Annotated in this window: 22 protein-coding genes and 1 pseudogene; 4 read left to right on the plus strand and 19 right to left on the minus strand. The window is 58.4% G+C overall.

Annotated elements, in window-relative coordinates:
* Positions 1-41: 41 nt before the first annotated feature.
* The 10 genes from RIFP1SYM_RS18585 to surE form a co-directional block, all read right to left on the minus strand.
* Entirely contained in the window at positions 42-164 is a 123-nt protein-coding gene (locus RIFP1SYM_RS18585) for a hypothetical protein (protein WP_006475227.1), read from the minus strand.
* A gap of 67 nt (positions 165-231) precedes the next feature.
* Complete coding sequence (gene ccoP, locus RIFP1SYM_RS08095; RefSeq protein WP_006475226.1) at positions 232-1083, minus strand: cytochrome-c oxidase, cbb3-type subunit III; 852 nt, start codon at positions 1081-1083, stop codon at positions 232-234.
* Entirely contained in the window at positions 1073-1285 is a 213-nt protein-coding gene (locus RIFP1SYM_RS08100; protein ID WP_006475225.1) for a cbb3-type cytochrome c oxidase subunit 3, read from the minus strand. The genes ccoP and RIFP1SYM_RS08100 overlap by 11 nt, the downstream gene beginning before the upstream one ends.
* Positions 1278-1991 (minus strand): cytochrome-c oxidase, cbb3-type subunit II, encoded by a 714-nt coding sequence (gene ccoO / locus RIFP1SYM_RS08105; protein WP_005961738.1) that lies wholly within the window; start codon positions 1989-1991, stop codon positions 1278-1280. The genes RIFP1SYM_RS08100 and ccoO overlap by 8 nt, the downstream gene beginning before the upstream one ends.
* 19 nt (positions 1992-2010) lie before the next feature.
* Positions 2011-3438, minus strand: coding sequence for a cytochrome-c oxidase, cbb3-type subunit I (gene ccoN / locus RIFP1SYM_RS08110; RefSeq protein WP_005961740.1), 1428 nt, complete (start codon positions 3436-3438; stop codon positions 2011-2013).
* A gap of 445 nt (positions 3439-3883) precedes the next feature.
* A complete protein-coding gene (rpoS, locus tag RIFP1SYM_RS08115; RefSeq protein ID WP_081417728.1) occupies positions 3884-4888 on the minus strand; it encodes an RNA polymerase sigma factor RpoS in 1005 nt (334 codons plus the stop codon).
* A 189-nt stretch (positions 4889-5077) separates the two neighbouring features.
* Positions 5078-5935 (minus strand): peptidoglycan DD-metalloendopeptidase family protein, encoded by an 858-nt coding sequence (locus RIFP1SYM_RS08120; RefSeq protein WP_039960050.1) that lies wholly within the window; start codon positions 5933-5935, stop codon positions 5078-5080.
* A 155-nt stretch (positions 5936-6090) separates the two neighbouring features.
* Entirely contained in the window at positions 6091-6663 is a 573-nt protein-coding gene (locus RIFP1SYM_RS08125) for a YqaA family protein (RefSeq protein ID WP_006475222.1), read from the minus strand.
* Entirely contained in the window at positions 6663-7331 is a 669-nt protein-coding gene (locus RIFP1SYM_RS08130) for a protein-L-isoaspartate(D-aspartate) O-methyltransferase (protein ID WP_005961746.1), read from the minus strand. The genes RIFP1SYM_RS08125 and RIFP1SYM_RS08130 overlap by 1 nt, the downstream gene beginning before the upstream one ends.
* On the minus strand, positions 7328-8068 hold the full coding sequence (surE, locus tag RIFP1SYM_RS08135) for a 5'/3'-nucleotidase SurE (protein ID WP_006475221.1): 741 nt from the start codon (positions 8066-8068) through the stop codon (positions 7328-7330). Before surE ends, RIFP1SYM_RS08130 begins: the two co-directional genes overlap by 4 nt.
* Before the next feature lie 156 nt (positions 8069-8224).
* Between surE and RIFP1SYM_RS08140 the strand changes: the two genes are divergently transcribed.
* Positions 8225-8773, plus strand: a complete 549-nt coding sequence (locus RIFP1SYM_RS08140; protein WP_005961750.1) for a Smr/MutS family protein — start codon at positions 8225-8227, stop codon at positions 8771-8773.
* Positions 8774-8776: 3 nt separating this feature from the next.
* Here the strand turns inward: RIFP1SYM_RS08140 and truD are convergent, their stop codons facing one another.
* Entirely contained in the window at positions 8777-10309 is a 1533-nt protein-coding gene (gene truD / locus RIFP1SYM_RS08145) for a tRNA pseudouridine(13) synthase TruD (protein WP_005961752.1), read from the minus strand.
* Positions 10310-10517: 208 nt separating this feature from the next.
* Between truD and RIFP1SYM_RS08150 the strand changes: the two genes are divergently transcribed.
* Positions 10518-11699: an HDOD domain-containing protein gene (locus RIFP1SYM_RS08150; RefSeq protein ID WP_006475217.1), complete on the plus strand. Its 1182-nt coding sequence runs from the start codon at positions 10518-10520 to the stop codon at positions 11697-11699.
* On the opposite strand, the gene ispD is transcribed toward RIFP1SYM_RS08150, so the two are convergent.
* From ispD to RIFP1SYM_RS08175, 5 genes and pseudogenes are all read right to left on the minus strand, one after another.
* Positions 11682-12389, minus strand: coding sequence for a 2-C-methyl-D-erythritol 4-phosphate cytidylyltransferase (gene ispD / locus RIFP1SYM_RS08155; protein ID WP_005961756.1), 708 nt, complete (start codon positions 12387-12389; stop codon positions 11682-11684). The two genes, RIFP1SYM_RS08150 and ispD, sit on opposite strands and share 18 nt — an antisense overlap.
* Complete coding sequence (gene ftsB / locus RIFP1SYM_RS08160) at positions 12382-12675, minus strand: cell division protein FtsB (protein WP_005961758.1); 294 nt, start codon at positions 12673-12675, stop codon at positions 12382-12384. Before ftsB ends, ispD begins: the two co-directional genes overlap by 8 nt.
* Positions 12676-12819: 144 nt before the next feature.
* A complete protein-coding gene (gene eno, locus RIFP1SYM_RS08165) occupies positions 12820-14100 on the minus strand; it encodes a phosphopyruvate hydratase (protein WP_005961760.1) in 1281 nt (426 codons plus the stop codon).
* 78 nt (positions 14101-14178) lie between these two features.
* On the minus strand, positions 14179-15015 hold the full coding sequence (gene kdsA / locus RIFP1SYM_RS08170; protein ID WP_005961762.1) for a 3-deoxy-8-phosphooctulonate synthase: 837 nt from the start codon (positions 15013-15015) through the stop codon (positions 14179-14181).
* Positions 15012-16642: pseudogene (locus RIFP1SYM_RS08175) on the minus strand (CTP synthase). The gene kdsA and the pseudogene RIFP1SYM_RS08175 overlap by 4 nt, the downstream one beginning before the upstream one ends.
* A 330-nt stretch (positions 16643-16972) precedes the next feature.
* On the opposite strand from RIFP1SYM_RS08175, the gene RIFP1SYM_RS08180 reads away from it, so the two are divergent.
* Together RIFP1SYM_RS08180 and fnr are read left to right on the plus strand one after the other, a co-directional pair.
* Positions 16973-17323 (plus strand): sulfur globule family protein, encoded by a 351-nt coding sequence (locus RIFP1SYM_RS08180; protein ID WP_006475213.1) that lies wholly within the window; start codon positions 16973-16975, stop codon positions 17321-17323.
* Positions 17324-17568: 245 nt separating this feature from the next.
* Positions 17569-18330, plus strand: coding sequence for a fumarate/nitrate reduction transcriptional regulator Fnr (fnr, locus tag RIFP1SYM_RS08185; RefSeq protein ID WP_006475212.1), 762 nt, complete (start codon positions 17569-17571; stop codon positions 18328-18330).
* Positions 18331-18344: 14 nt separating this feature from the next.
* On the opposite strand, the gene dnaQ is transcribed toward fnr, so the two are convergent.
* Genes dnaQ through RIFP1SYM_RS08200 form a run of 3 tightly spaced genes read right to left on the minus strand, consistent with a single transcriptional unit; the run spans position 18345 to position 20231 of the window.
* Positions 18345-19061 carry a DNA polymerase III subunit epsilon gene (gene dnaQ, locus RIFP1SYM_RS08190; protein WP_005961772.1) on the minus strand — a complete coding sequence of 239 codons (717 nt, stop codon included), beginning with the start codon at positions 19059-19061 and terminating at the stop codon, positions 18345-18347.
* On the minus strand, positions 19058-19501 hold the full coding sequence (gene rnhA, locus RIFP1SYM_RS08195) for a ribonuclease HI (RefSeq protein WP_006475211.1): 444 nt from the start codon (positions 19499-19501) through the stop codon (positions 19058-19060). The genes dnaQ and rnhA overlap by 4 nt, the downstream gene beginning before the upstream one ends.
* The gene (locus RIFP1SYM_RS08200; RefSeq protein ID WP_005961776.1) at positions 19494-20231 is read right to left on the minus strand and encodes a class I SAM-dependent methyltransferase; all 738 of its coding nucleotides are present in this window, start codon (positions 20229-20231) and stop codon (positions 19494-19496) included. The genes rnhA and RIFP1SYM_RS08200 overlap by 8 nt, the downstream gene beginning before the upstream one ends.
* Positions 20232-20249 lie beyond the last annotated feature (18 nt).

Below are 20249 nucleotides of genomic sequence, written 5' to 3' on the forward strand. Positions count from 1 at the left end.
CGTAAACGGGTAACCCGTCTTTTTATGGGTATATCATGGAATCATTTGTGCTTTTCAGCATCGCCCTTGATCAAGGCTGAAACCTTGAAGCCCAGAAAGATAATGATCACCACACAGATCACCACGGAAATGATGGATCCCCAAAAAACAGCATCGGCATTCATAGCACATCCCTCGATTCTTGGCCACATGGGAGGTATGCCTCCCATGTGGCCCACTTAGACAAAGCCGTTATTGGCCGCCACCAAACTTGTAAACGTAGACAGCTAGCTTCTTGATGTCATCTTTGGAGAGACGATCCCCAAAAGACGGCATCTCAGCCACGCGTGACGCGGGGTCAGTCGCATCGTTTACACCATGTTTGATGGTATAGGCGATACTCTCACTCCGGCTCTGTCCCTCCTCCGGGGTGAAGCGGTAGATACCGTCGGTCAGGTTAGCGGAACCAAGAACCTGCATGCCCTTACCGTCCATGCCGTGACAGGCGATGCAGCCCTTCTGCATGAACAGGGGCTCACCAGCAGGATTGCCAGCCTCAATCGCCGTTACCAGCTTGCCTAACTCATCATCAGAGATGATTTTGCCATGAGCAGTCATGATGCCCTTGCGTCCCATGCTGATGGTCTGTTCGATGGTCTCGATGGCACCACCGTAGAGCCAGTCATCATCGGCCAACACGGGGAAGTTGGGACCACCCTGACCGCCGCCGCCGTGGCAGGCCGCGCAGTTGTCACCAAATAGCACCTTGGCCGCGGCCACGGTGTATTCGCTCAACCCGGGATCGGCCAGAACATCCTTGGCGCTCATACCCTTGAGCTGGCTTTCGAATTCGGCGCGAACGGCTTCCACCTCATCAACGCCTTCGTTGTACTCGCCGATCTGGGTCCAACCCATTACACCCTTGGTCGACTCGTTACCGATCGGGTACATGGGATAGAGCACACCATAACCAAAGAACCAGATGATTGAGGCCCAGAAGGCGATCATCCACCAACGCGGGGGCGGATTGCTAAGCTCCCGCAGATTGTCGTCCCATATGTGCCCGGTGTTGTTTTCACCCGGAAATGGATTGTTATCCGCCATTTTTTTCTCCGCTATCGATTTTATCTTCTTCCATCGGGATAAAACGCCGGGACTCCAGCTTCTCCCGATTTTTCGGACGTAGTGCGTAGAAATACAGACCAACCATCAGGAGGAAGACGACCACGGTCATGACCAGGCCCACCCAGTCGTTGGTGGTCATCGCCTCCCAATCGGTATGGAAGTATTCCGCGAGACTACTCACGATATACCTTGCTGTCGTCCAGCTTGGCCATAGTACCCAGTACCTGCAGGTAGGCGACCACCGCATCTTCCTCGGTCTTGCCTGCCAGTTCGGCATTGGCGCTGGCGATGTCCTCATCCGTATAAGGAACACCCATCAGCTTCATGACCTTGAAGCGGGCAGCCATATCCACACCTTCCACCGAATTGTTTTTAAACCACGGGTAGTTGGGCATGACAGACTCGGGCACGACGGAGCGAGGCGCCCGCAAGTGCTTACGATGCCAATCGTCGGAGTATTTGCCGCCGAGGCGAGCAAAGTCGGGACCGGTACGCTTGGAACCCCACTGCATCGGATGGTCGTACATCGACTCCGAGGCCAGTGAGTAGTGTCCATAGCGTTCCTTCTCGTCACGGAACGGACGGATCATCTGTGAGTGGCAGAGATAACACCCTTCCCTTTGGTAGATGTCCCGGCCTGCCAGTTCCAGCGCAGTATAGGGACGAATGCCGTCACCAGCCTTGTGGTCAGCCAGGGTCTGCCCTGCCTGGCGCTGCCAGACGATCTCCGGGAACTTGTTATGCTCAAAGGTGCTACTCATAGTGAAGAGCGGAACGATCTCCACAATACCGCCCACAGAGAGCGCAATAGCCAGCACGATCAGGAGACCCCAGATGTTTTTCTCCATCTTCTCCTGCATGCCAACAGCTTCATTGTTGTTTGCCATTTTACGTATCTCCCCTTAATTAAACAGCGGCGGTACGCGCGGCCTGGATGCTCCCTTCGCGGGAAGCCTTGCTAACGGTCATCAATATATTGACGAGCATGAGCACCGCGCCAAGCAAGAAGATCATGCCGCCGACTGCGCGCATCGCGTAGTAAGGGTGCATGGCTTCAACAGACTCAGCAAAGGTGTAGGCCAGAGTGCCGTAGTCATCATAGGCACGCCACATCAGGCCCTGCATGATGCCGGATACCCACATAGCAACGACGTAGACCACGGTACCGATGGTGGCGGTCCAGAAGTGAGCGTTGATCAGCTTCTCAGACCACATCTCGGTATGAAAGGTACGTGTCATCATGTGATAGATCGCGCCAATACCAACCATAGCAACCCAACCCAGCGCACCGGAGTGTACATGACCAACGGTCCAGTCAGTGTAGTGGGAGAGCGCGTTGACGGTCTTAATCGACATGACCGGACCTTCGAAGGTCGACATGGCGTAGAAGGCCAGGGACATAATCAGAAAGCGTAGGACATAGTCAGTACGCAGCTTGTCCCATGCACCGGAGAGCGTCATCATGCCGTTCACCGCGCCACCCCAAGAGGGGATGATCATGCCGATAGACACTGCCGCACCCAGAGAACCGGTCCAGTCAGGCAGAGCGGTGTACTGCAGATGGTGCGCACCCAGCCATACATAACCGAACATCAGTGCCCAGAAGTGGATAACTGACAGACGGTAAGAGTAGACAGGACGACCCGCTTGCTTGGGCACGAAGTAGTACATAATGCCGAGGAAGCCTGCGGTCAGATAGAAGCCCACTGCGTTGTGACCCCACCACCACTGGATCATGGCATCCTGCACTCCGGCGAACAGGGAGTATGACTTGAACATGTCGACCGGGACGGCCAGGCTGTTGACCACATGCAGGTAGGTGATCATCACCATCATGCCAAGGAAGAACCAGTTAGACACATAGATGTGTGAACTCTTCCGGTTGGCAATAGTCATGATGAAGTTGAAGAGGTAGGAGAGCCACACGACCGCGATAGCGATATCGATCGGCCACTCCAGCTCTGCGTACTCTTTGGACTGGTTGATACCCAGCGGCAGAGTGATAACCGCAGCGACAATAATCAGGTTCCAACCCCAGAAGGTGAACCACGCCATCTTGTCGCTCCACAGACGCGTACCGCAGGTACGCTGGACGCTGTAGAAAGCGCTTGCCATCAACACACATCCGCCAAAGGCGAAGATAACTGCATTAGTGTGAAGCGGACGCAGACGTCCGAAAGTGATGTATGGAATATCGAAGTTAAGTACCGGCCATGCCAGTTCGGATGCTATATACACACCGGCTGACGCACCTACCACGAGGTAGACCGCTGCCATGACGGCGAACCAGCGTACAACATCAAAGTTGTACTTCTGCTCTGCTACGGCGTCCATGAACCCCCCTCTCTACGAGTTGTTGAACAAAAACAAAAGGTTATAGTTTTTGGGAAACCCCATATCCACACCAACACCGGTAGTATTGACACAGACCGGGCATATATCACTCTCTATCACTACAAAAGTCAAGGCACATGCGGCATATGACACACCCCTAATAAAGCCATCAACTCATTGAATAGAAACGATTTTTACGGCATCAGAATCGAATTAATTGAGATAGATCAAGAGAATATTAATAAACTAAATTGAACGTTTTGTTCAATCGTGCAACCCGTTTTTTTCACACCACGCTCTCCACACTGCCATCGACCACCACCCCGTCAGCGTCAGCTATGACAAGGCCATGATTTCCGGCACAGGCAGGGCGGGGATTGAGGAGAAGAAAAGGAGGGTTTCAGAGCCTGCCCTCTGATTCGGGCAGGCTGCAGATAGTCAGAGCCTATTTAAATATGGTTTCGACAGAGAAACCATCACGTTCAAGGATATCCCTGAGACGGCGCAGTGCATCCATCTGAATCTGGCGCACCCGTTCACGGGTTACCCCCAATTCATTAGCCACCTGCTCGAGAGTCGAATTCTCGTAACCATGCAGCCCAAAACGACGCTCCACCACCTCACGCTGTTTGTCATTGAGTTTTAACAGCCAGGTGTCGAGATTGGTATTGAGTCCGTCATTCTGGATATTCACGGTCGGATCCTGGACCCGCTCATCAGGGATAGTGTCGAGCAGCGGCTTGTCAGCATCCTTACCAAACGGTGTATCGACTGAGGTGACCCGCTCGTTCAGGCCGAGCATTCGTTTCACTTCAGAAATGGGTTTGTCCAGCAGGTCAGCAATCTCTTCCGAAGTTGGTTCATGATCAAGACTCTGGGCTAACTGACGCGCCGCACGTAGATAGACATTGATCTCCTTGACCACATGGATCGGCAGACGGATGGTACGGGTCTGATTCATGATAGCCCGCTCAATGGTTTGCCGGATCCACCAAGTGGCATAGGTCGAAAAACGAAATCCCCGCTCAGGATCAAACTTCTCCACCGCACGGATCAAGCCGAGATTACCCTCTTCGATCAGATCCAGCAGCGCCAACCCCCGATTCATATAACGCCGTGCGATCTTTACCACCAGACGCAGATTGCTCTCGATCATGCGCTGACGCGCTGGGTGTTCGCCCTTCTGCGCCAAACGGGCGTAATAGACCTCCTCTTCCGCGGTCAGGAGTTTAGAACCACCGATTTCATTCAGATAGAGACGAGTCGCATCCATCTGCACATCTGACGGTTCACGAATCGGTACTGCCGAAGACGCTTTCTTGGATCCTTTTTTCTCCCCCCGCGTCGACTCAGAAACCGGCTTGACAGTCATATTGATAGCCTCTTTCGGCACCGCCTTATTGATCGCGTCGCCCGAGCTGTTCTCCATCTCCTCTCGCTCCTCACTCATCACCACTCCTCATCTTTGGGGAGCCTCCGAACGAATCATGAACGACAGCCTTGCGGTCCAAATCTCCCACTGCCGCATTGGAAATCTAGGCAATAGACCAATTATTACCTGCGATTCCCGCCTTGCATCGAAAAATTTGACCTCACAATTCTGCTCGTCCAGATTCATTCAGAGGCTCCTAGCTCTATCTCATCTTCTGCTGAGAATCGATAACGGGTTGACCGGCTTACCTTTTTTTCTTATCTCGAAGTACAGCACCGGCTCTGCCCCTCGATTTGGAACCCCCAGTTCAGCGATCCGTTCCCCAGCCTCAACCTGATCACCCTCCCGCACTAGCAGTTTTCGGTTGTAGCCATAGGCACTGAGATAATTTTTATTGTGTTTAACGATAATCAGATTGCCGTACCCCACCAGCCCACTACCACTGTAAACAACCTTTCCAGATGCAGCCGCAGCGACCGGTTGACCCAGTTTCCCCCTGATCTTTATCCCCTTACGGTTGGCGTCCCGGGGCTGGAAAGTCTGAACCACCTTGCCTTGTGTCGGCCAGCGCCAACTTATCTTGAGATTTGTTCTACTATTCCCGGTTTTGGAGGTTGACCTGACCTGGACTGGTGGCGTCGTCGGGGTTTCTGGCCTACGCGCAGGTTTAACCTTAGCCTGTGGCGATCTGGTGGGTGCTGCTTTTCGGGGCGCTGCAGTAACAGGTGGAGGGATCTTCTTTTCCACCACCGGCCGCTTCTGCGGCGAAGCCAACCGCAACAACTGCCCAGGAAAGATCGGATATTCAGGGGCTTGAACCCCGTTCCATCGTGCCAGTTCACGATACTCCAGATCGTTGCGCCAAGCGATAGAATAAAGTGTATCCCCCCGCCTGACTCGATAGAACCGGGCCTTCTTCTGCTGAGGAGGCGACTGGGTCTTCTTCTGTTCAGGAAAGGATTGGAATTCACGATTGGAAACAGGCGCGCCCACCCCGGAGGTTACGCAACCCGAGAGAGCGCCAGCCACAAGGACCATCCCTATCACAAACAATTGGCGCAACATGCTTATTGCTACTGTTGATCCGTTGAAAAGCAATCTCCTTTATCCCCGTATGACCCTAAATGGCACGGAAGCAAGAACAACTAACCACACCCGTCTTATTCACGCTAGCCATACCAGCCCGGCGCCAGACGCTGCGATCCACTATAAATAGGCAGTTACATAATAAGGAAGATCACCGCAAACAGCACGATCAGCATCCAGCCTAGCCGATCCACATACCTGTGCAGTGCCACCTCCATGCGCTCGCCTCCCCAGGCCATCAGCCCCGCAACCAGGAAAAAACGCGCACCCCGCCCCACCAGCGAAGCTAGCAGAAAAGGGAACAACGCCATTGCGATCACCCCTGCCGTGATAGTGAATACCTTGTAGGGAATCGGCGAAAAACCAGCCAGAAAGATCGCCCAGAAGCCCCACTCATCGAACCAGATCTTGGTATGGAGATACTTCTCCCAATAGCCCAGCTCATGCAACCAGGGTTCGATCAGCTCAAACGCAAACACACCGATAAAGTAGCCCAATAGACCACCTAATACCGAAGCAGCCGTGGTCAGAGCGGCCAGATACCAGGCCCGGTTTGGCTGCGCCAGACTCATCGGAGCCAGCATCACATCCGGAGGAATAGGAAAAAATGATGACTCGGCAAAGCTCAATCCGGCCAAATACCGTGGCGCATGGGGATGACGCGACCATTGCATGGCACGACTATAGAGCGCAGAAAACAGGCGCATCAAAGCAACCCTCCTTTTAATGGCACAAAATTGGCCGCTTCCAATCGCTCCTGCTCAAACCCATCAGGGGTGCGCAGGATTCGCATTAGCACCTGCCCATTACCGGTATCCGCCGGCAACACCAGACGCCCTCCAATATTGAGTTGCTGCAATAAACGCTGTGGCACTCCCTCAGGAGCCGCCGTCACCAGGATCGCATCAAACGGCGCATACTCTGGCAGTCCGATGCCACCATCACTGTGTTTCAGACGCACATTGCGCAGACCAAGCTCCTGCAGTCGCTGCCGCGCCCGTTCGAGCAGGGCGCCGATGCGTTCGACACTGTAGACCCGCCCCACCAGTTGCGCCAAAACCGCGCACTGAAAACCTGAACCGGTACCGATCTCCAGCACATTTCCGAGTGGCCCCGCCTCCAGCAGCGCCTCGGTCATACGCGCTACCGTATAGGGCTGCGAGATGGTCTGACCATGGCCGATCGGCAATGCGGTATCCTCATAGGCCCGGCTCGCCAGTGCCTCATCGACAAAGATGTGGCGCGGTGTGGTGCGCATCACCTCCAGCACCGCCAGATTATGGATACCACTGTTGCGCAGACGCTGCACCAGCCGCTCGCGGGTGCGCTGAGAGGTCATACCGATTCCCTGGTGTTCCGGGCGCAACAGGCTCATGCTAGCCAGGCCCCGACGCTATCCAGCGCGCTATGCCGGGTCAGATCGACCTGCAACGGCGTCACCGAGACATATCCCTCGCGCACTGCATAAAAATCGGTACCCGGCCCGGCATCCTGTTCGGCCCCCGCCGGCCCCACCCAATAGATTGTCTTGCCCCGGGGATCCTCCGCCCGAACCACCGGCTCCGCCTTGTGGCGGTGTCCCAGACGGGTCGCCTGCATGCCTTTCAGCTGTTCAAACGGCAGATCGGGTACATTGACGTTGAGAATCACCTCAGAAGGAAGCGGCCTCTGCAACAGACGCTCGACCAGTTCCCGCGCCACCCGCGCGCCAGTCGCATAGTGATCCGGATTGTGAGAATTCATCGAAACCGCAATCGCCGGCAGGCCAAGAAAACGCCCCTCCGTGGCCGCCGCCACCGTGCCTGAATAGAGCACATCATCCCCCATATTGGCACCGGCATTGATCCCGGAGACCACCATATCCGGCTCCTCCTCGAGCAGCCCGGTGATCGCCAGATGCACACAATCGGTGGGGGTGCCATCGACGCTGACAAAGCCATTGTCATGCGTATGGGCGCGCAACGGCAGCTCCAGGGTCAGCGAATTGCTGGCGCCGCTGCGATTGCGTTCCGGCGCCACCACAACGATCTCCCCCAGCGGGGAGAGGCTTTCGGTCAGTGCCGCCAGCCCGGGGGCCTGAAAGCCGTCGTCGTTGCTCAGCAGAATTTTCATGATGGGGGCCAAATATACTGGAAAAGAGGCATGGTAACATCACCTGCAGAGTGACAGGATCATAGCCCGTCGACGAACCCTTTTTGCCAACGCCGGTCGAAGGGCTTAATACCACCCAGGGCCCGACAGGCCATCCAGATTTTTTGTTCTGAACCGATGAAAAACAAAATCGATGAAGCAGACCGGACGGCCTTCCAGGAGGCCATGGACGACGTAGCCCCCCTACCCCAAAAGCGAGCCGCACCCTACCGCAAGCGCCGACCGCCCCGTCCGCTCAACCTGAGCAAGCCGGACGACGGCTTCGGCGACAGAGACCTCTATTTCGATCAGGAGATCGAGGCCACCGACGAGCTGTCATTCTCCCGCCCAGGGGTACAGAAACGGGTGATCAGCGAGCTGCGCCGCGGACGCTTCGAGGTCGGCCTGGAGCTTGATCTGCACGGCATGAATGTCAGCTACGCCCGCGAAACCCTCGGCCTGTTTCTGCAGGAGTGTCATCGGCGCCGGGTGCGCTGCGCTCGCATCATCCACGGCAAGGGATATGGCTCAGCAGATCGCCAACCGGTGCTCAAACAGAAGCTCAACATCTGGCTGCGGCAACGCGACGATGTACTTGCCTTCACCTCCGCCACCCGCCGCGACGGCGGCACCGGCGCCGCCTATGTGCTGTTACGCACCCCAAAACAGGAGCAGTGGCAGCGTTGACGGCTACGGCGGCGTGGGAGGCGTCACCTCCAGCAGCTCCCGCAACACCATGGTGGCATAGCTACCCGCCTCGAGACCGAAACTGAGTACCAGCTGATCAGGCTGCGGGAATTCCCACTGCAGGTCATCCAGACGCATGCGCAGAGCGCGGCGCTCCTGCTCCAGCCCGACAAACTCCAGACCATTGCGCCAGGATTCAAAGGGCGCCAGCACTGCCGACTCCAGCTCGCGCACCTCAGCCTCCACCAGGCTCTCGCCCCGACCCCACAGCGGCCCGGAGGGGTGCACATCCAGCGCCTCACAGCGCGACAGCAGCGCCTGATCCGGCTCATCCACCAGAAAGCTGGAGTGACAACCATCCAGCACTAGACGCTCCCCCGGCAGCGGTCGCTGCCAATCACCCCGAGCAATGCGCTTCGCTAACACCGCATTAAACAGCTGCGAACGGGCAGCAGAGATCAACAAACCCCGTAGCTTGCGATCGAGCCGCCCGGCACTGCCGGCAAACATTGCATCTGCCTGGGCCAGATTGCCATAGCCATGACCGAAGCGCTGTTCGCCAAAGAAGTTGGGTGCACCCTGGTGTCGCAAGCGTTGTAATCGCGCCTCCAAGCCCCCCCGATCCGCCTGCAGCTGCCGAACCGTCAGACAAAACCGATTGCCCTGCAACGCCCCCCGCCGCAACTTGCGGCGGTGCCGCCCCTGTTCGAGCAGCTCCAGCAGATCGGAGTTGAGCTGCGACCAGTCAGGCTCCGGCTTGCCAGCAAGCCGTACCGAGAACCACTGGGTGGTCACCGCATGGCGATCCTTCAGTCCGGCGTAACTCACATCCCGCGGCGGCACCCCCGCCAGACGGGCGATCTGCTTTGCCAGCCAGATGGTGTTGGTATCCCGTTTGCGGATCCGTAGCAGCACATGCTCGCCCTCCCCATCGGGTGCGAAGCCGAGCTGCTCATCCACCTGGAAATCATCCGCAGAACTGCGGATCAGTCCGGTGCCGAGGGGCCTACCATTGGCACAGGGCATCTCCTGCAGCAGCCGGCAAAAAGGAGGGATCGAACCGTTCACTCTTGCAGCAGAGCGACCGCATAGGCGGCGAATCCCCTCCCCGCGGCCGGTGAAGCCCATCCTCTCGGTGGTGGTCGCCTTGACGCTGATCTGGTTGACATCAATCTTCAGGTCATTGGCGAGATGCGCACGCATCTGATCGATATAGGGAGCCAGCCTGGGCTGCTGGGCAACCAGGGTCGAATCCACATTAGCAATCTGAAAACCGGCCAGATGCAGCCGTTCCACCACCTGTCGCAGCAAGATGCGGCTGTCGATACCGGCGAACTCCGCCGAATTATCGGGAAACAGCTTGCCGATGTCCCCCTGCGCCGCCGCACCAAGCAGCGCATCACAGAGCGCGTGGATCAGCACATCTCCATCAGAATGGGCCTGCATGCCCAGCTCATGCGGGATCTCCACCCCACCCAGCACCAAACGTCGCCCCGCCGCAAAACGGTGTGCATCATAGCCTTGCCCAATGCGCATGCCTCGCCCCCGATATTGAATTTAAAGAGTCAACCGTCCCAGACGCTAACGATGCTGAGAGGCGGCATTGTAACGAGCCAACCGCCGCAGCCCAACCGAACACCCCTGCTCAATCCCTGCAATGATCAACAACATGGCTAGATCACTCTCTGTCGCCCGGCCTTTAGATTTAAAAGAATTCAACCCGTTGTGGAAGCTGCCAGACAGAGTGGCGCCTCACATCGCCAGCGAAGCGATTGTCGAGCACCTGGTGGATGGCGACAGCGTGATCAAAGCGGGCAGTCAGAGCAGCGAGATCACCTTCCTGATGCAGGGTGAGGTCGAGTTTGTCCAGCAAGACGGCAAGCGCGCCATCTACACCGCAGACTCAGAGCGCTGCGCCTATCCGCTCTCGGTCAGGATCCCCCACCAATACGACATCACCGCGCGCGGGGCAATCACCATCCTCAAGCTGGAGCGCGACATCGTGCTCAGCATCAGCAAACTGCCGGATGACAGCAGCGAGATGCAGCCTGGCCGGATCGAGTTGAAAGAGTCGGGCGGACCAGAGGCGAAGCTCTACTGGGAGCTGTTCGAGGCGACCAAGTCAGGCAAGCTGCAACTGCCCTCGATGCCCTCCATCGCCACCCGCATCGCCAAGGTAGTCAATAACGCCGACACCGACAGCAACGACATCGCCCGGGTGATCCAAGCCGATCCCACCATCGCCGCGCGCCTGATCAGCGTCGTCAATAGCGCCGCCTACCGCGGTCGCTCAAAGATCAACAGCCTGCCCGACGCGATTACCCGCCTGGGCCACAACGTAACCCACAATCTAGTCATCAGCTTCGCCCTGCACACCCTGTTCCACAGCAGCTTCAAAGCCCTCAATAACAAGCTGCGCTCGACCTGGCAGCACAGCTGTTATGTCGCCCCGGTGTGCCACGAACTAGGCCGCATCACGCCAGGCATGAGCCCCGACCGAGCGCTGCTGATAGGGCTGGTACACAACATCGGCACCCTGCCGATCATCAACGCCTCCCGCGGCTACCCAGAACTGATCGACAATCCACAGCTGCTGGATCAGACGATCAACAACCTGCGGCACGAGATAGGTGCGATGGTGCTGCGCAAGTGGGGCTTCGAGAATGATTTTGTGCAGGCCGCACTACACGCCGACGACTGGATGCGCGACCCTCAGGAGAAGCCGGACTACACCGACCTGCTGCTGATCGCCCGCCTGCACAGCTATGTGGGCAGCCCGCGCATGGAGCAGCTGCCACGCCTCGATCTGCTGCCGGCATACCACAAGCTCGCCCTGGGTCGGCTGACCCCGCGCCATTCGCTGGCGATCTTGCAACACGCCAAGGCCGAGATCCGCGATCTGCGCCAGCTACTCTCCAACACCTGAGATAATACGCAGATAGAAGGCCGCCAGCGGCAGATCCTCCGGTCGGGTAATCTTGATGTTGTCGGCATGGCCCTCCACCATCCGCGGCCGAAACCCCGCCAACTCCATCGCGCTGGCATCATCGGTCACCAGCGCCCCTTCTATCAAGGCGTCAGAGAGCGCCTTTTTCAGCAGAGCAAAACGAAACATCTGGGGTGTGTAGGCGCGCCAGAGCCCCTCGCGCGGTACTGTTGCCTCCACCTGATTGCCGGCGACAACGCGCTTCACTGTATCGTGTACCGGCACCCCGAGCAGTCCACCTACCGGATCGTCCTGCAACTCATCCAGCAACAGATCGAGATCCTCACGGCGAAGGCAGGGACGCGCCGCATCATGCACCAGCACCCAGTCCCGATCCTCCGCCTGCGACGCCAGTCGCTCCAGCCCATGCAGCACCGAGTGACAGCGCTCCGCACCGCCGGGGGCGCGCAACAGCCGGGGGTGGTTGCGACAACCGATCGTCTCCCACCAACCATCATCTTCAGACAATGCCACGCAGACTCCATCGATTCGCGGATGCTCAAGAAAAACGTTCAGGGTATGCTCGATCACCGGCCGGCCGTTGAGCGGCAGATACTGCTTCGGCACCGCACTCGCCATGCGCCGTCCAACACCGGCGGCGGGCACCACCACCCAGCATCGCTCATTCACTCACAACCCCCTCGTCGCTCTGGATCACTTGGTAAAAGATCTCGCCTGACTTGATCATGCCCAGTTCGCTGCGGGCACGCTCCTCGATCGCCGCCTTGCCGCTGCGCAGGTCATCCACCTCTGCCTGCAGTCGGCGGTTGCGCTCACGCAGCCCGGCCAGCGCCTGCTCCTGACGGGCAATCTCCTGCTTGAGATTGTTCACCTCCGCCAGGCTGCCCTCCCCCACCCAGAGGCGAAACTGGAGAAACAGGAATAGAATCGCCAACACCGCGATCAGGATACGCATGGTCTGAGCTGATGATCAGTTGATGGGTTTGGAACTCAAATCAGCCGCAAAGCGAACTGACATCGGAGAAACTTTAATCGCACCGGGCGTGCAGGGGAAGCAGCAAATCACCCCCCCCCGGATATCCGGGGGGGGCAGGCAGGCTCAGAACTGGATGGGGAAGGCGTCTCTACCGGCGTAGACCGCCTCGTCGCCTAGCTGATCCTCGATACGCATCAGCTGGTTGTACTTGGCGACCCGGTCAGAGCGCGACAGCGAGCCAGTTTTGATCTGACCGGTGGCGGTGGCCACCACCAGATCAGCGATGGTGGTGTCCTCGGTCTCACCGGAGCGATGCGAGATCACCGCGCTGTAACCGGCGGCCTTGGCCATGTCGATGGCGGCCAGGGTCTCGGTGAGTGTGCCGATCTGGTTGACCTTGATCAGGATCGAGTTGGCGATCCCCTCGTCGATACCGCGCTGCAGGATCTTGGTGTTGGTGACGAACAGGTCGTCGCCCACCAGCTGCACCCGTTTGCCCAGCTTCTCGGTGTGGATTTTCCAGCCTGCCCAGTCGCTCTCGTCCATACCATCCTCGATGGAGATGATCGGGTACTGATCGACCCAGCTGGCCAGCAGTTCGGTAAACTCTGCCGCTGTGTAGGCCTTGTTCTCAGAGGCCAACACATACTTGCCATCCCGATAGAACTCGGAGCTGGCCACGTCGAGGCCCAGGTAGATATCGCTTCCGGCCTTGAAACCGGCCTTGTCGATCGCCTCGAGGATGACGTCGATCGCCTCCTGGTTGGAACTCAGGTCGGGGGCGAAGCCGCCTTCATCGCCCACCGAGGTGTTCATCCCCTTGCCCTTCAGGACCGACTTCAGCGCGTGGAATACCTCGGCGCCGTAGCGCACCGCCTCGCGGATCGAGCCGGCACCTACCGGCAGGATCATGAACTCCTGCAGGTCGACGCTGTTGTCGGCATGCGCCCCGCCGTTGATGATATTCATCATCGGCACCGGCATCCGGTAGGGACCGGCGGAGAGCGAACGGTAGAGCGGCAGGGCGCGCTCCTGGGCTGCGGCGTGGGCCGCCGCCATGGAGACGCCAAGCAGCGCGTTGGCGCCCAGTTTGGACTTGTTATCGGTGCCATCCAACGCCAGCATAGTGTTATCCAGCGCGGTCTGATCGGTGACTTCCTGACCGATCAGGGCGTCGCGCAGCGGGCCGTTGACGTTGCCGACCGCATTCAACACACCTTTACCGAGGTAACGGCTGTTGTCACCGTCGCGCATCTCCAGCGCCTCGCGGGAGCCGGTGGAGGCCCCGGAGGGAACCATGGCGCGGCCAATGGCGCCGTCGGCGGTGATCACATCGGCCTCGATGGTGGGGTTGCCGCGTGAGTCGAGGATCTCCCGACCGCGAATATCAACAATCTCGGACATTTTGTCTCCGTCTATCGAATCAGAAAACTTTTGGTTTTTGGAGGTTAGGCAGCAGGGCGTCAGCTTTCCGCCCGGCCGTCACTGCAGCGCCAGCTCGGCAAAGCCATGCCGCTTCACCGTCCGGTCGATCTCCAGCAGCGTTTCGAGCAGCCTCTGTAGCTTGTCCAGCGGCCAGGAGTTGGGACCATCACTGAGCGCCTGCTCCGGATCGGGATGGGTCTCCATGAAGAGGCCGGACACCCCCGCCGCCACCGCTGCCCGCGCTAGCACCGGCACATGCTCGCGCTGGCCGCCCGAACTGCTGCCCTGCCCCCCCGGCAGCTGCACCGAATGGGTGGCATCGAACACCACCGGGCAGCCGGTCTCACGCATCACCGCCAAGGCGCGCATGTCGGAGACCAGGTTATTGTAGCCGAAGGAAACGCCGCGCTCGCAGACCATAATCTGCTCGTTGCCCACTGCCCGCGCCTTGTCGACCACGTTTTTCATATCCCAGGGGGCAAGAAACTGCCCCTTCTTGATATTTACCGGCCGCCCCTGGCGAGCCACGGCCTGGATAAAATTGGTCTGACGGCAGAGGAATGCCGGGGTCTGCAGCACATCGACCACCGCGGCGACCTCATCCAGCGGGGTATCCTCATGCACATCGGTCAGCAGCGGCAGCCCCAGGCTCGACTTGACCTGCTCCAGGATCTTCAGCCCCTGCTCCATACCGGGGCCGCGGTAGCTGCCGGCAGAGGAGCGATTCGCCTTGTCGAACGATGACTTGTAGATGAAGGGGATGCCCAGCGCTGTGGTGATCTCCTGCAGCTGGCCGGCGGTATCCAGCGCCAGCTGTTCACTCTCGATGACGCAGGGACCAGCGATCAGAAACAGCGGCTGATCGAGACCGACGGGGAAGCCACACAGGTTCATGCTGTCGCATCCCGGTGTTTGCGCGCCGCCTCGATGAAGCCGGAGAAGAGTGGATGCCCATAGCGCGGCCGGGAGGTGAACTCCGGGTGGAACTGACAGGCGATAAACCAGGGGTGGTCGGGGATCTCGACGATCTCCATCAGACGGCCGTCGATGGAGCGACCGGCGATCTTCATGCCGGCGGTGACGATGCGGTCGAGATAGCTGTTGTTGAATTCGTAGCGATGACGGTGGCGCTCGACGATCACCTCCTCGCCATAGAGTTCACGTACCTTGCTGTCGGGCTCCAGACGACACTCCTGGCCACCCAGACGCATGGTACCGCCCAAGTCGGAGTTCTCATCCCGTTGCTCGCGCTTACCGTCGGCATTCAGCCACTCGGTGATCAGGGCGATCACCGGATTCGGGGAATCGGGATTGAATTCGGTGCTGTGCGCGTCTGTCAGACCGGCCACGTTGCGCGCGTACTCGATCACCGCCACCTGCATGCCAAGACAGATACCCAGGTAGGGGATGCCCTGTTCGCGGGCGAAGCGGACGGCAGCGATCTTACCCTCCACACCACGCTCGCCAAAGCCGCCGGGGACCAGAATCGCATCCATCCCCCGCAGTTGATCGCCCACATCCTGCTCCAGCTTTTCGGAGTCGATATAGTGGATCTTCACCTTGCTGCCAGTATGTACGCCAGCGTGGGTGAGCGCCTCGGAGAGCGACTTATAGGCTTCGGTGAGATGCACATATTTGCCCACCATCGCCACGTGGACCTCGTCATGCAGGGCATCGTAGCCTCTATGTAGCCCTGCCACTCGCTAAGGTCGGCGGCAGGCAGATCCAGCCCCAGCAGCTTGACCGCCACCTCGTCGAGGTTCTGCGCATGCAGCATCAACGGGATGCGGTAGATCGAGTCGGCATCCACCGCGGAGAAAACCGCCTCTTCCGCCACATTGGTGAACAGGGCGATCTTCTTGCGTTCGCCCTCGGGCAGCGGTTTTTCCGAGCGGCAGACCAGGATGTCGGGCTGGATGCCGATGGAGCGCAGCTCTTTTACTGAGTGCTGGGTCGGCTTGGTCTTGATCTCGCCCGACACCTTGATGTAGGGCACCAGAGTCAGATGCATGAAAAGGGCGTGCTGATGGCCAAGCTCCACCCCCATCTGGCGGATCGCCTCGAGAAACGGCAGCGACTCGATGTCACCCACAGTGCCGCCGATCTCCACCAGACAGACGTCGGCATCACCCGCACCGAGCAGCACACTCTCCTTGATCTCGTTGGTGATGTGGGGAATCACCTGCACCGTACCACCCAGGTAGTCGCCGCGACGCTCCTTGCGGATCACGCTCTCGTAGATCTGACCGGTGGTAAAGTTGTTGTTCTTCCCCATGGTGGTGCGCACGAAGCGCTCATAGTGACCCAGATCGAGATCTGTCTCAGCACCATCTTCGGTGACGAACACCTCGCCATGCTGAAACGGGCTCATGGTACCCGGATCGACATTGATGTAGGGATCAAGCTTGATCAGGGTGACCTTGAGGCCACGCGCTTCCAACAGCGCTGCCAGTGAGGCAGCAGCAATACCTTTGCCAAGGGAGGAGACGACTCCGCCCGTAATAAAAATGAATCTGCTCATGCCATTCGGGTGTTGGGAAAGGAAGAAAACTGGACGGGCGCAAACATTAACAGATCGAGCCGCTTCCCTCAATTCACATCATGGATGGCATACCCCCAAAAGTGCTGGACATCGTGGTGGGTTTATCTTGCACTCGGGTGTTGAATATCCCCTACTCCCAACTATAATCAGGTGGCGATTTTCGCAGCTTAACTATAAATGCCAACCTGGCGCGCAGGCGGCGGGGAAATAGATAACAAGCGGACGGAAGGATCTTCGCGGGTCATTTCCAAACACCCAACGGGGCATTGTAGTCGGGCAAACTATCCACTGAACGTTGAGGAAGGAAATATGATGAAGTTTTCAAAAGTCGTGGGTGCAGCTGCACTGATTGTTGCATCTTCCGCTGCTTCTGCCTGGTGGGGCGGTGGCCCCTGGGGCGGCAACCGTGGCTACGGCAACGACGGCTGGGGTGATGGCTATGGCGACGGCTCCGGTGACTTCAGCTTTGGCATGAGCGGCAACGCCCGTGGCAACAGCTATGGTCGCGGCTACAATAGCTACCGTGATTACTATGGCGGCCCCTACGGCTATGGCGCACCTTACGGTTACGGCGCACCTTATGGCTATGGTGCTCCCTATGGCGCACCTTACGGCTACCCGGCTCCGCCTCCCGCCGCTCCGCAGGCCGAATCCAAGTAAAGGATCGGTTGCATAGTAAAAAGGGCCGGCCCGCTTCGGGTTCGGCCTTTTTTATTGCCTTCAGCTCACCCCATCCGGCGACCGATGGCGGGTTTCACGGGAACAGCCGCGTTATTTGTTGGCAAAAATCATTCCTTCACTCAATATCCGATACGTAAATTGCTTGATCCAACTCAATAACCTTTGGAGAATAGCCCCATCCACCATTGAGAGCTGAAATCTCATGCCGGCATCGGAGTTGTAGCTTGCCCAATCGGAAAGTCGTCTCTTTCGAGAACCTCAAAGTCGCCTGCAAAAACTGCAGTCTTGCAACCCTCTGCCTGCCGGTTGCGTTGGAACCGGATGATGTAGAGAGGCTCGACAGCATCGTTAAACGCGGTCGTCCCTTCCACCGTGGCGACCACCTATTCCGCGAAGGTGATGATTTCCACAGTCTGCGAGTCATCACCAGCGGATCTGTCAAGACCTACTCCCCAAGCGAAGATGGCAGCGAGCAGGTGCTTGGCTTCCATCTTCCCGGCGAATTAATCGGACTCGATGCGATCCAGAACGAGCGTCACAGCTGCTCTGCTAGAGCCCTTGAGACCACTGCTGTCTGTGAGATCCCATTCGATAGTCTCGAAGAGCTGAGCAGCGCCATGCCCAGCCTGCAACACCAGATGTATTGTCTGCTGAGCCGGGAGATCGGCCAGGAAACAGAGATGCTCACCCTGCTTGGCAAAAAGAGTGCCGAAGAGCGCCTTGCCACCTTCCTTCTGAGCTTTTCCGAGCGCTTCAAAAAGCGTGGCTTTTCCGCTACCGATTTCTTCCTCAGCATGTCCCGCCACGAGATCGGCAACTATCTAGGACTGGCGGTGGAGACAGTCAGCCGGCTCTTCACCCGCTTTCAGGAGGAGGGCTTACTCAAGGTCGAGCGAAAACATGTACAGTTACTCGATCTGCCCCGACTCAACGATATCATTCACGGAATCGATAGCGTTCGCACATCGAATCAATCAAGGGCTTAAAGACTCCTGCCAGATCACTCGACAGGCAGTTCTTTTCTCCAGATACACCCCTCCCCCATAGCCTCGAGACGAGCCTCGTGCAACTCTAGCTCGACAGCATTTGCCTTGACCACCTTGAGGGCTGGCCGACCTGCTGACAGTCGCCGGATCCCCCCATCCACATCGCCCGTTGATTCCCCTTCAGCACGGGTCATCTCAAGGGAGAGAGTAGCCTGTCCACCGGTCATCGCCAGATAGACATCGGCGAGGATCTCCGCATCGAGCAGCGCGCCGTGGAGTTCCCGCTGAGTGTTGTCGACATCGTAGCGTTTACAGAGTGCATCCAGGCTGTTGCGCTGCCCCGGGTGCATCTTCTTCGCCATCACCAGGGTATCGATTACCGCGCACAGCTCCCCGATCGGCGGCGAATCCGCCCCCATCAGCTGTAACTCGTGGTTCAGAAACCCCACATCGAAGGGCGCATTGTGGATGATCAGCTCGGCACCACGAATATAGTCGAGAAAATCTGCGGCCAGATCGGCAAAACGCGGTTTGTCGGCAAGGAATTCATTGGTGATGCCATGCACCTCGATGGCACCAGCATCGATCTCTCGATCGGGCTGCAGATACTGATGGAAGTTGTTGCCGCTGAGACGGCGATCGATCATCTCGACACAGCCGATCTCGATGATCCTGTGGCCCTGCTGCGGCTCCAGACCGGTGGTTTCTGTATCCAGGACAATCTGTCTCATCGTGACCGCAACCCCTCTATGCCCTGATTGGCCAGCTGATCCGCCAGCTCATTTTCAGGATGACCGCTGTGCCCTTTTATCCAGGCCCACTCAACCTGATGCTGCGCCACCTCCTGATCCAACTCGCGCCACAGGTCGGCGTTCTTGACCGGTTTTTTTGCCGCCGTTTTCCAGCCATTGCGCTTCCAGTTGTGGATCCACTGGGTGATGCCGTTCTTCACATACTGCGAATCGGTGGTGACACGCGCCCGGCTGGCACGCTTCAGAGCGCGCAGGGCCTGGATCACCGCCATCAGCTCCATGCGGTTGTTGGTGGTCTCCGGCTCTCCGCCGCAGAGGCGTTTTTCATGTGAGCCGAAGCGCAACAACGCGCCCCAGCCGCCGGGCCCCGGATTGCCCTTGCAGGCACCGTCAGTAAAAATCTCAATCAAATCATTCATGTAAATTTCTTGTGGTGGGTTCAACTGCATTTGCCGGCAACACCTGTTTGCCCATGCGCCAGCGCGGTCGCAGAGGCGTCAGGGTCGAGGTGCGCTTGACCGCCTGAATCAGATAGACACCGCCCAGCATCGGCCAGAAACGCGCGCCACTCTTCTCCAGGAAGGCCAGCCGCTCCATCAGCTGCCGACTGGCAAGGGGCGGACGGTACATCAGCCAGTCGATCCGCTCAAGGCCGAAGCCGAGCAGCGAAAGCCAGTCCTGAATACGTCCCGCACCGAAGAAATGACCACACCAGGGGGGCTGCCTGCGACGCAGCCGAAACAGCTGCCACATCCCCCACAGACTCCACGGATTGAAGCCAGTGATCAGCACCCTCCCCTCTGGTATCAGGATACGTTCCACCTCCCGCAATGCCTGGTGCGGATCAGTCGAGTAATCGAGGGTATGGGGCAACACCACGCCGTCCACGCTGTCGGTGGCAAACGGCAGGCGTGTGCAGTCGCCTATCAGAGCCGGACTTGCGCCGCCTGCGCCGTCCTCCTTGCTGAGCAGAATGCGATGCCGGGCGGGTGACGTGGCCAGCAGGTCCATCGTCGCGGCGGGGGCACCTAGCTGCACCACATGGTAACCAAACAGGCTGCTTCCCCACTCCTCGATCAACGCCTGCTCCTGCTCTGCCAACACCTGTCCTGGCATCCTCGCGAACCAGGCTTGGAGCTCTCTCTGCATGCTTTACCTCAGGGAGCC

Source organism: endosymbiont of Riftia pachyptila (vent Ph05), assembly GCF_000224455.1.
GTDB lineage: Bacteria > Pseudomonadota > Gammaproteobacteria > Chromatiales > Chromatiaceae > Endoriftia > Endoriftia persephonae.

What these genes read in the sequence shown, in the direction of transcription:
- RIFP1SYM_RS08140 (WP_005961750.1), top strand. Translation starts at nt 8,225, where the DNA reads ATGAAAAACAAAATCGATGAAGCAGACCGGACGGCCTTCCAGGAGGCC.
- RIFP1SYM_RS08125 (WP_006475222.1), bottom strand. Translation starts at nt 6,663, where the DNA reads ATGCGCCTGTTTTCTGCGCTCTATAGTCGTGCCATGCAATGGTCGCGT.
- ccoP (WP_006475226.1), bottom strand. Translation starts at nt 1,083, where the DNA reads ATGGCGGATAACAATCCATTTCCGGGTGAAAACAACACCGGGCACATA.
- surE (WP_006475221.1), bottom strand. Translation starts at nt 8,068, where the DNA reads ATGAAAATTCTGCTGAGCAACGACGACGGCTTTCAGGCCCCCGGGCTG.
- RIFP1SYM_RS08120 (WP_039960050.1), bottom strand. Translation starts at nt 5,935, where the DNA reads ATGTTGCGCCAATTGTTTGTGATAGGGATGGTCCTTGTGGCTGGCGCT.
- RIFP1SYM_RS08200 (WP_005961776.1), bottom strand. Translation starts at nt 20,231, where the DNA reads ATGCAGAGAGAGCTCCAAGCCTGGTTCGCGAGGATGCCAGGACAGGTG.
- RIFP1SYM_RS08180 (WP_006475213.1), top strand. Translation starts at nt 16,973, where the DNA reads ATGATGAAGTTTTCAAAAGTCGTGGGTGCAGCTGCACTGATTGTTGCA.
- eno (WP_005961760.1), bottom strand. Translation starts at nt 14,100, where the DNA reads ATGTCCGAGATTGTTGATATTCGCGGTCGGGAGATCCTCGACTCACGC.
- ftsB (WP_005961758.1), bottom strand. Translation starts at nt 12,675, where the DNA reads ATGCGTATCCTGATCGCGGTGTTGGCGATTCTATTCCTGTTTCTCCAG.
- ccoN (WP_005961740.1), bottom strand. Translation starts at nt 3,438, where the DNA reads ATGGACGCCGTAGCAGAGCAGAAGTACAACTTTGATGTTGTACGCTGG.
- RIFP1SYM_RS08130 (WP_005961746.1), bottom strand. Translation starts at nt 7,331, where the DNA reads ATGAGCCTGTTGCGCCCGGAACACCAGGGAATCGGTATGACCTCTCAG.
- RIFP1SYM_RS18585 (WP_006475227.1), bottom strand. Translation starts at nt 164, where the DNA reads ATGAATGCCGATGCTGTTTTTTGGGGATCCATCATTTCCGTGGTGATC.
- kdsA (WP_005961762.1), bottom strand. Translation starts at nt 15,015, where the DNA reads ATGAACCTGTGTGGCTTCCCCGTCGGTCTCGATCAGCCGCTGTTTCTG.
- rnhA (WP_006475211.1), bottom strand. Translation starts at nt 19,501, where the DNA reads ATGAATGATTTGATTGAGATTTTTACTGACGGTGCCTGCAAGGGCAAT.
- dnaQ (WP_005961772.1), bottom strand. Translation starts at nt 19,061, where the DNA reads ATGAGACAGATTGTCCTGGATACAGAAACCACCGGTCTGGAGCCGCAG.
- truD (WP_005961752.1), bottom strand. Translation starts at nt 10,309, where the DNA reads ATGCGCATTGGGCAAGGCTATGATGCACACCGTTTTGCGGCGGGGCGA.
- ccoO (WP_005961738.1), bottom strand. Translation starts at nt 1,991, where the DNA reads ATGGCAAACAACAATGAAGCTGTTGGCATGCAGGAGAAGATGGAGAAA.
- rpoS (WP_081417728.1), bottom strand. Translation starts at nt 4,888, where the DNA reads ATGAGTGAGGAGCGAGAGGAGATGGAGAACAGCTCGGGCGACGCGATC.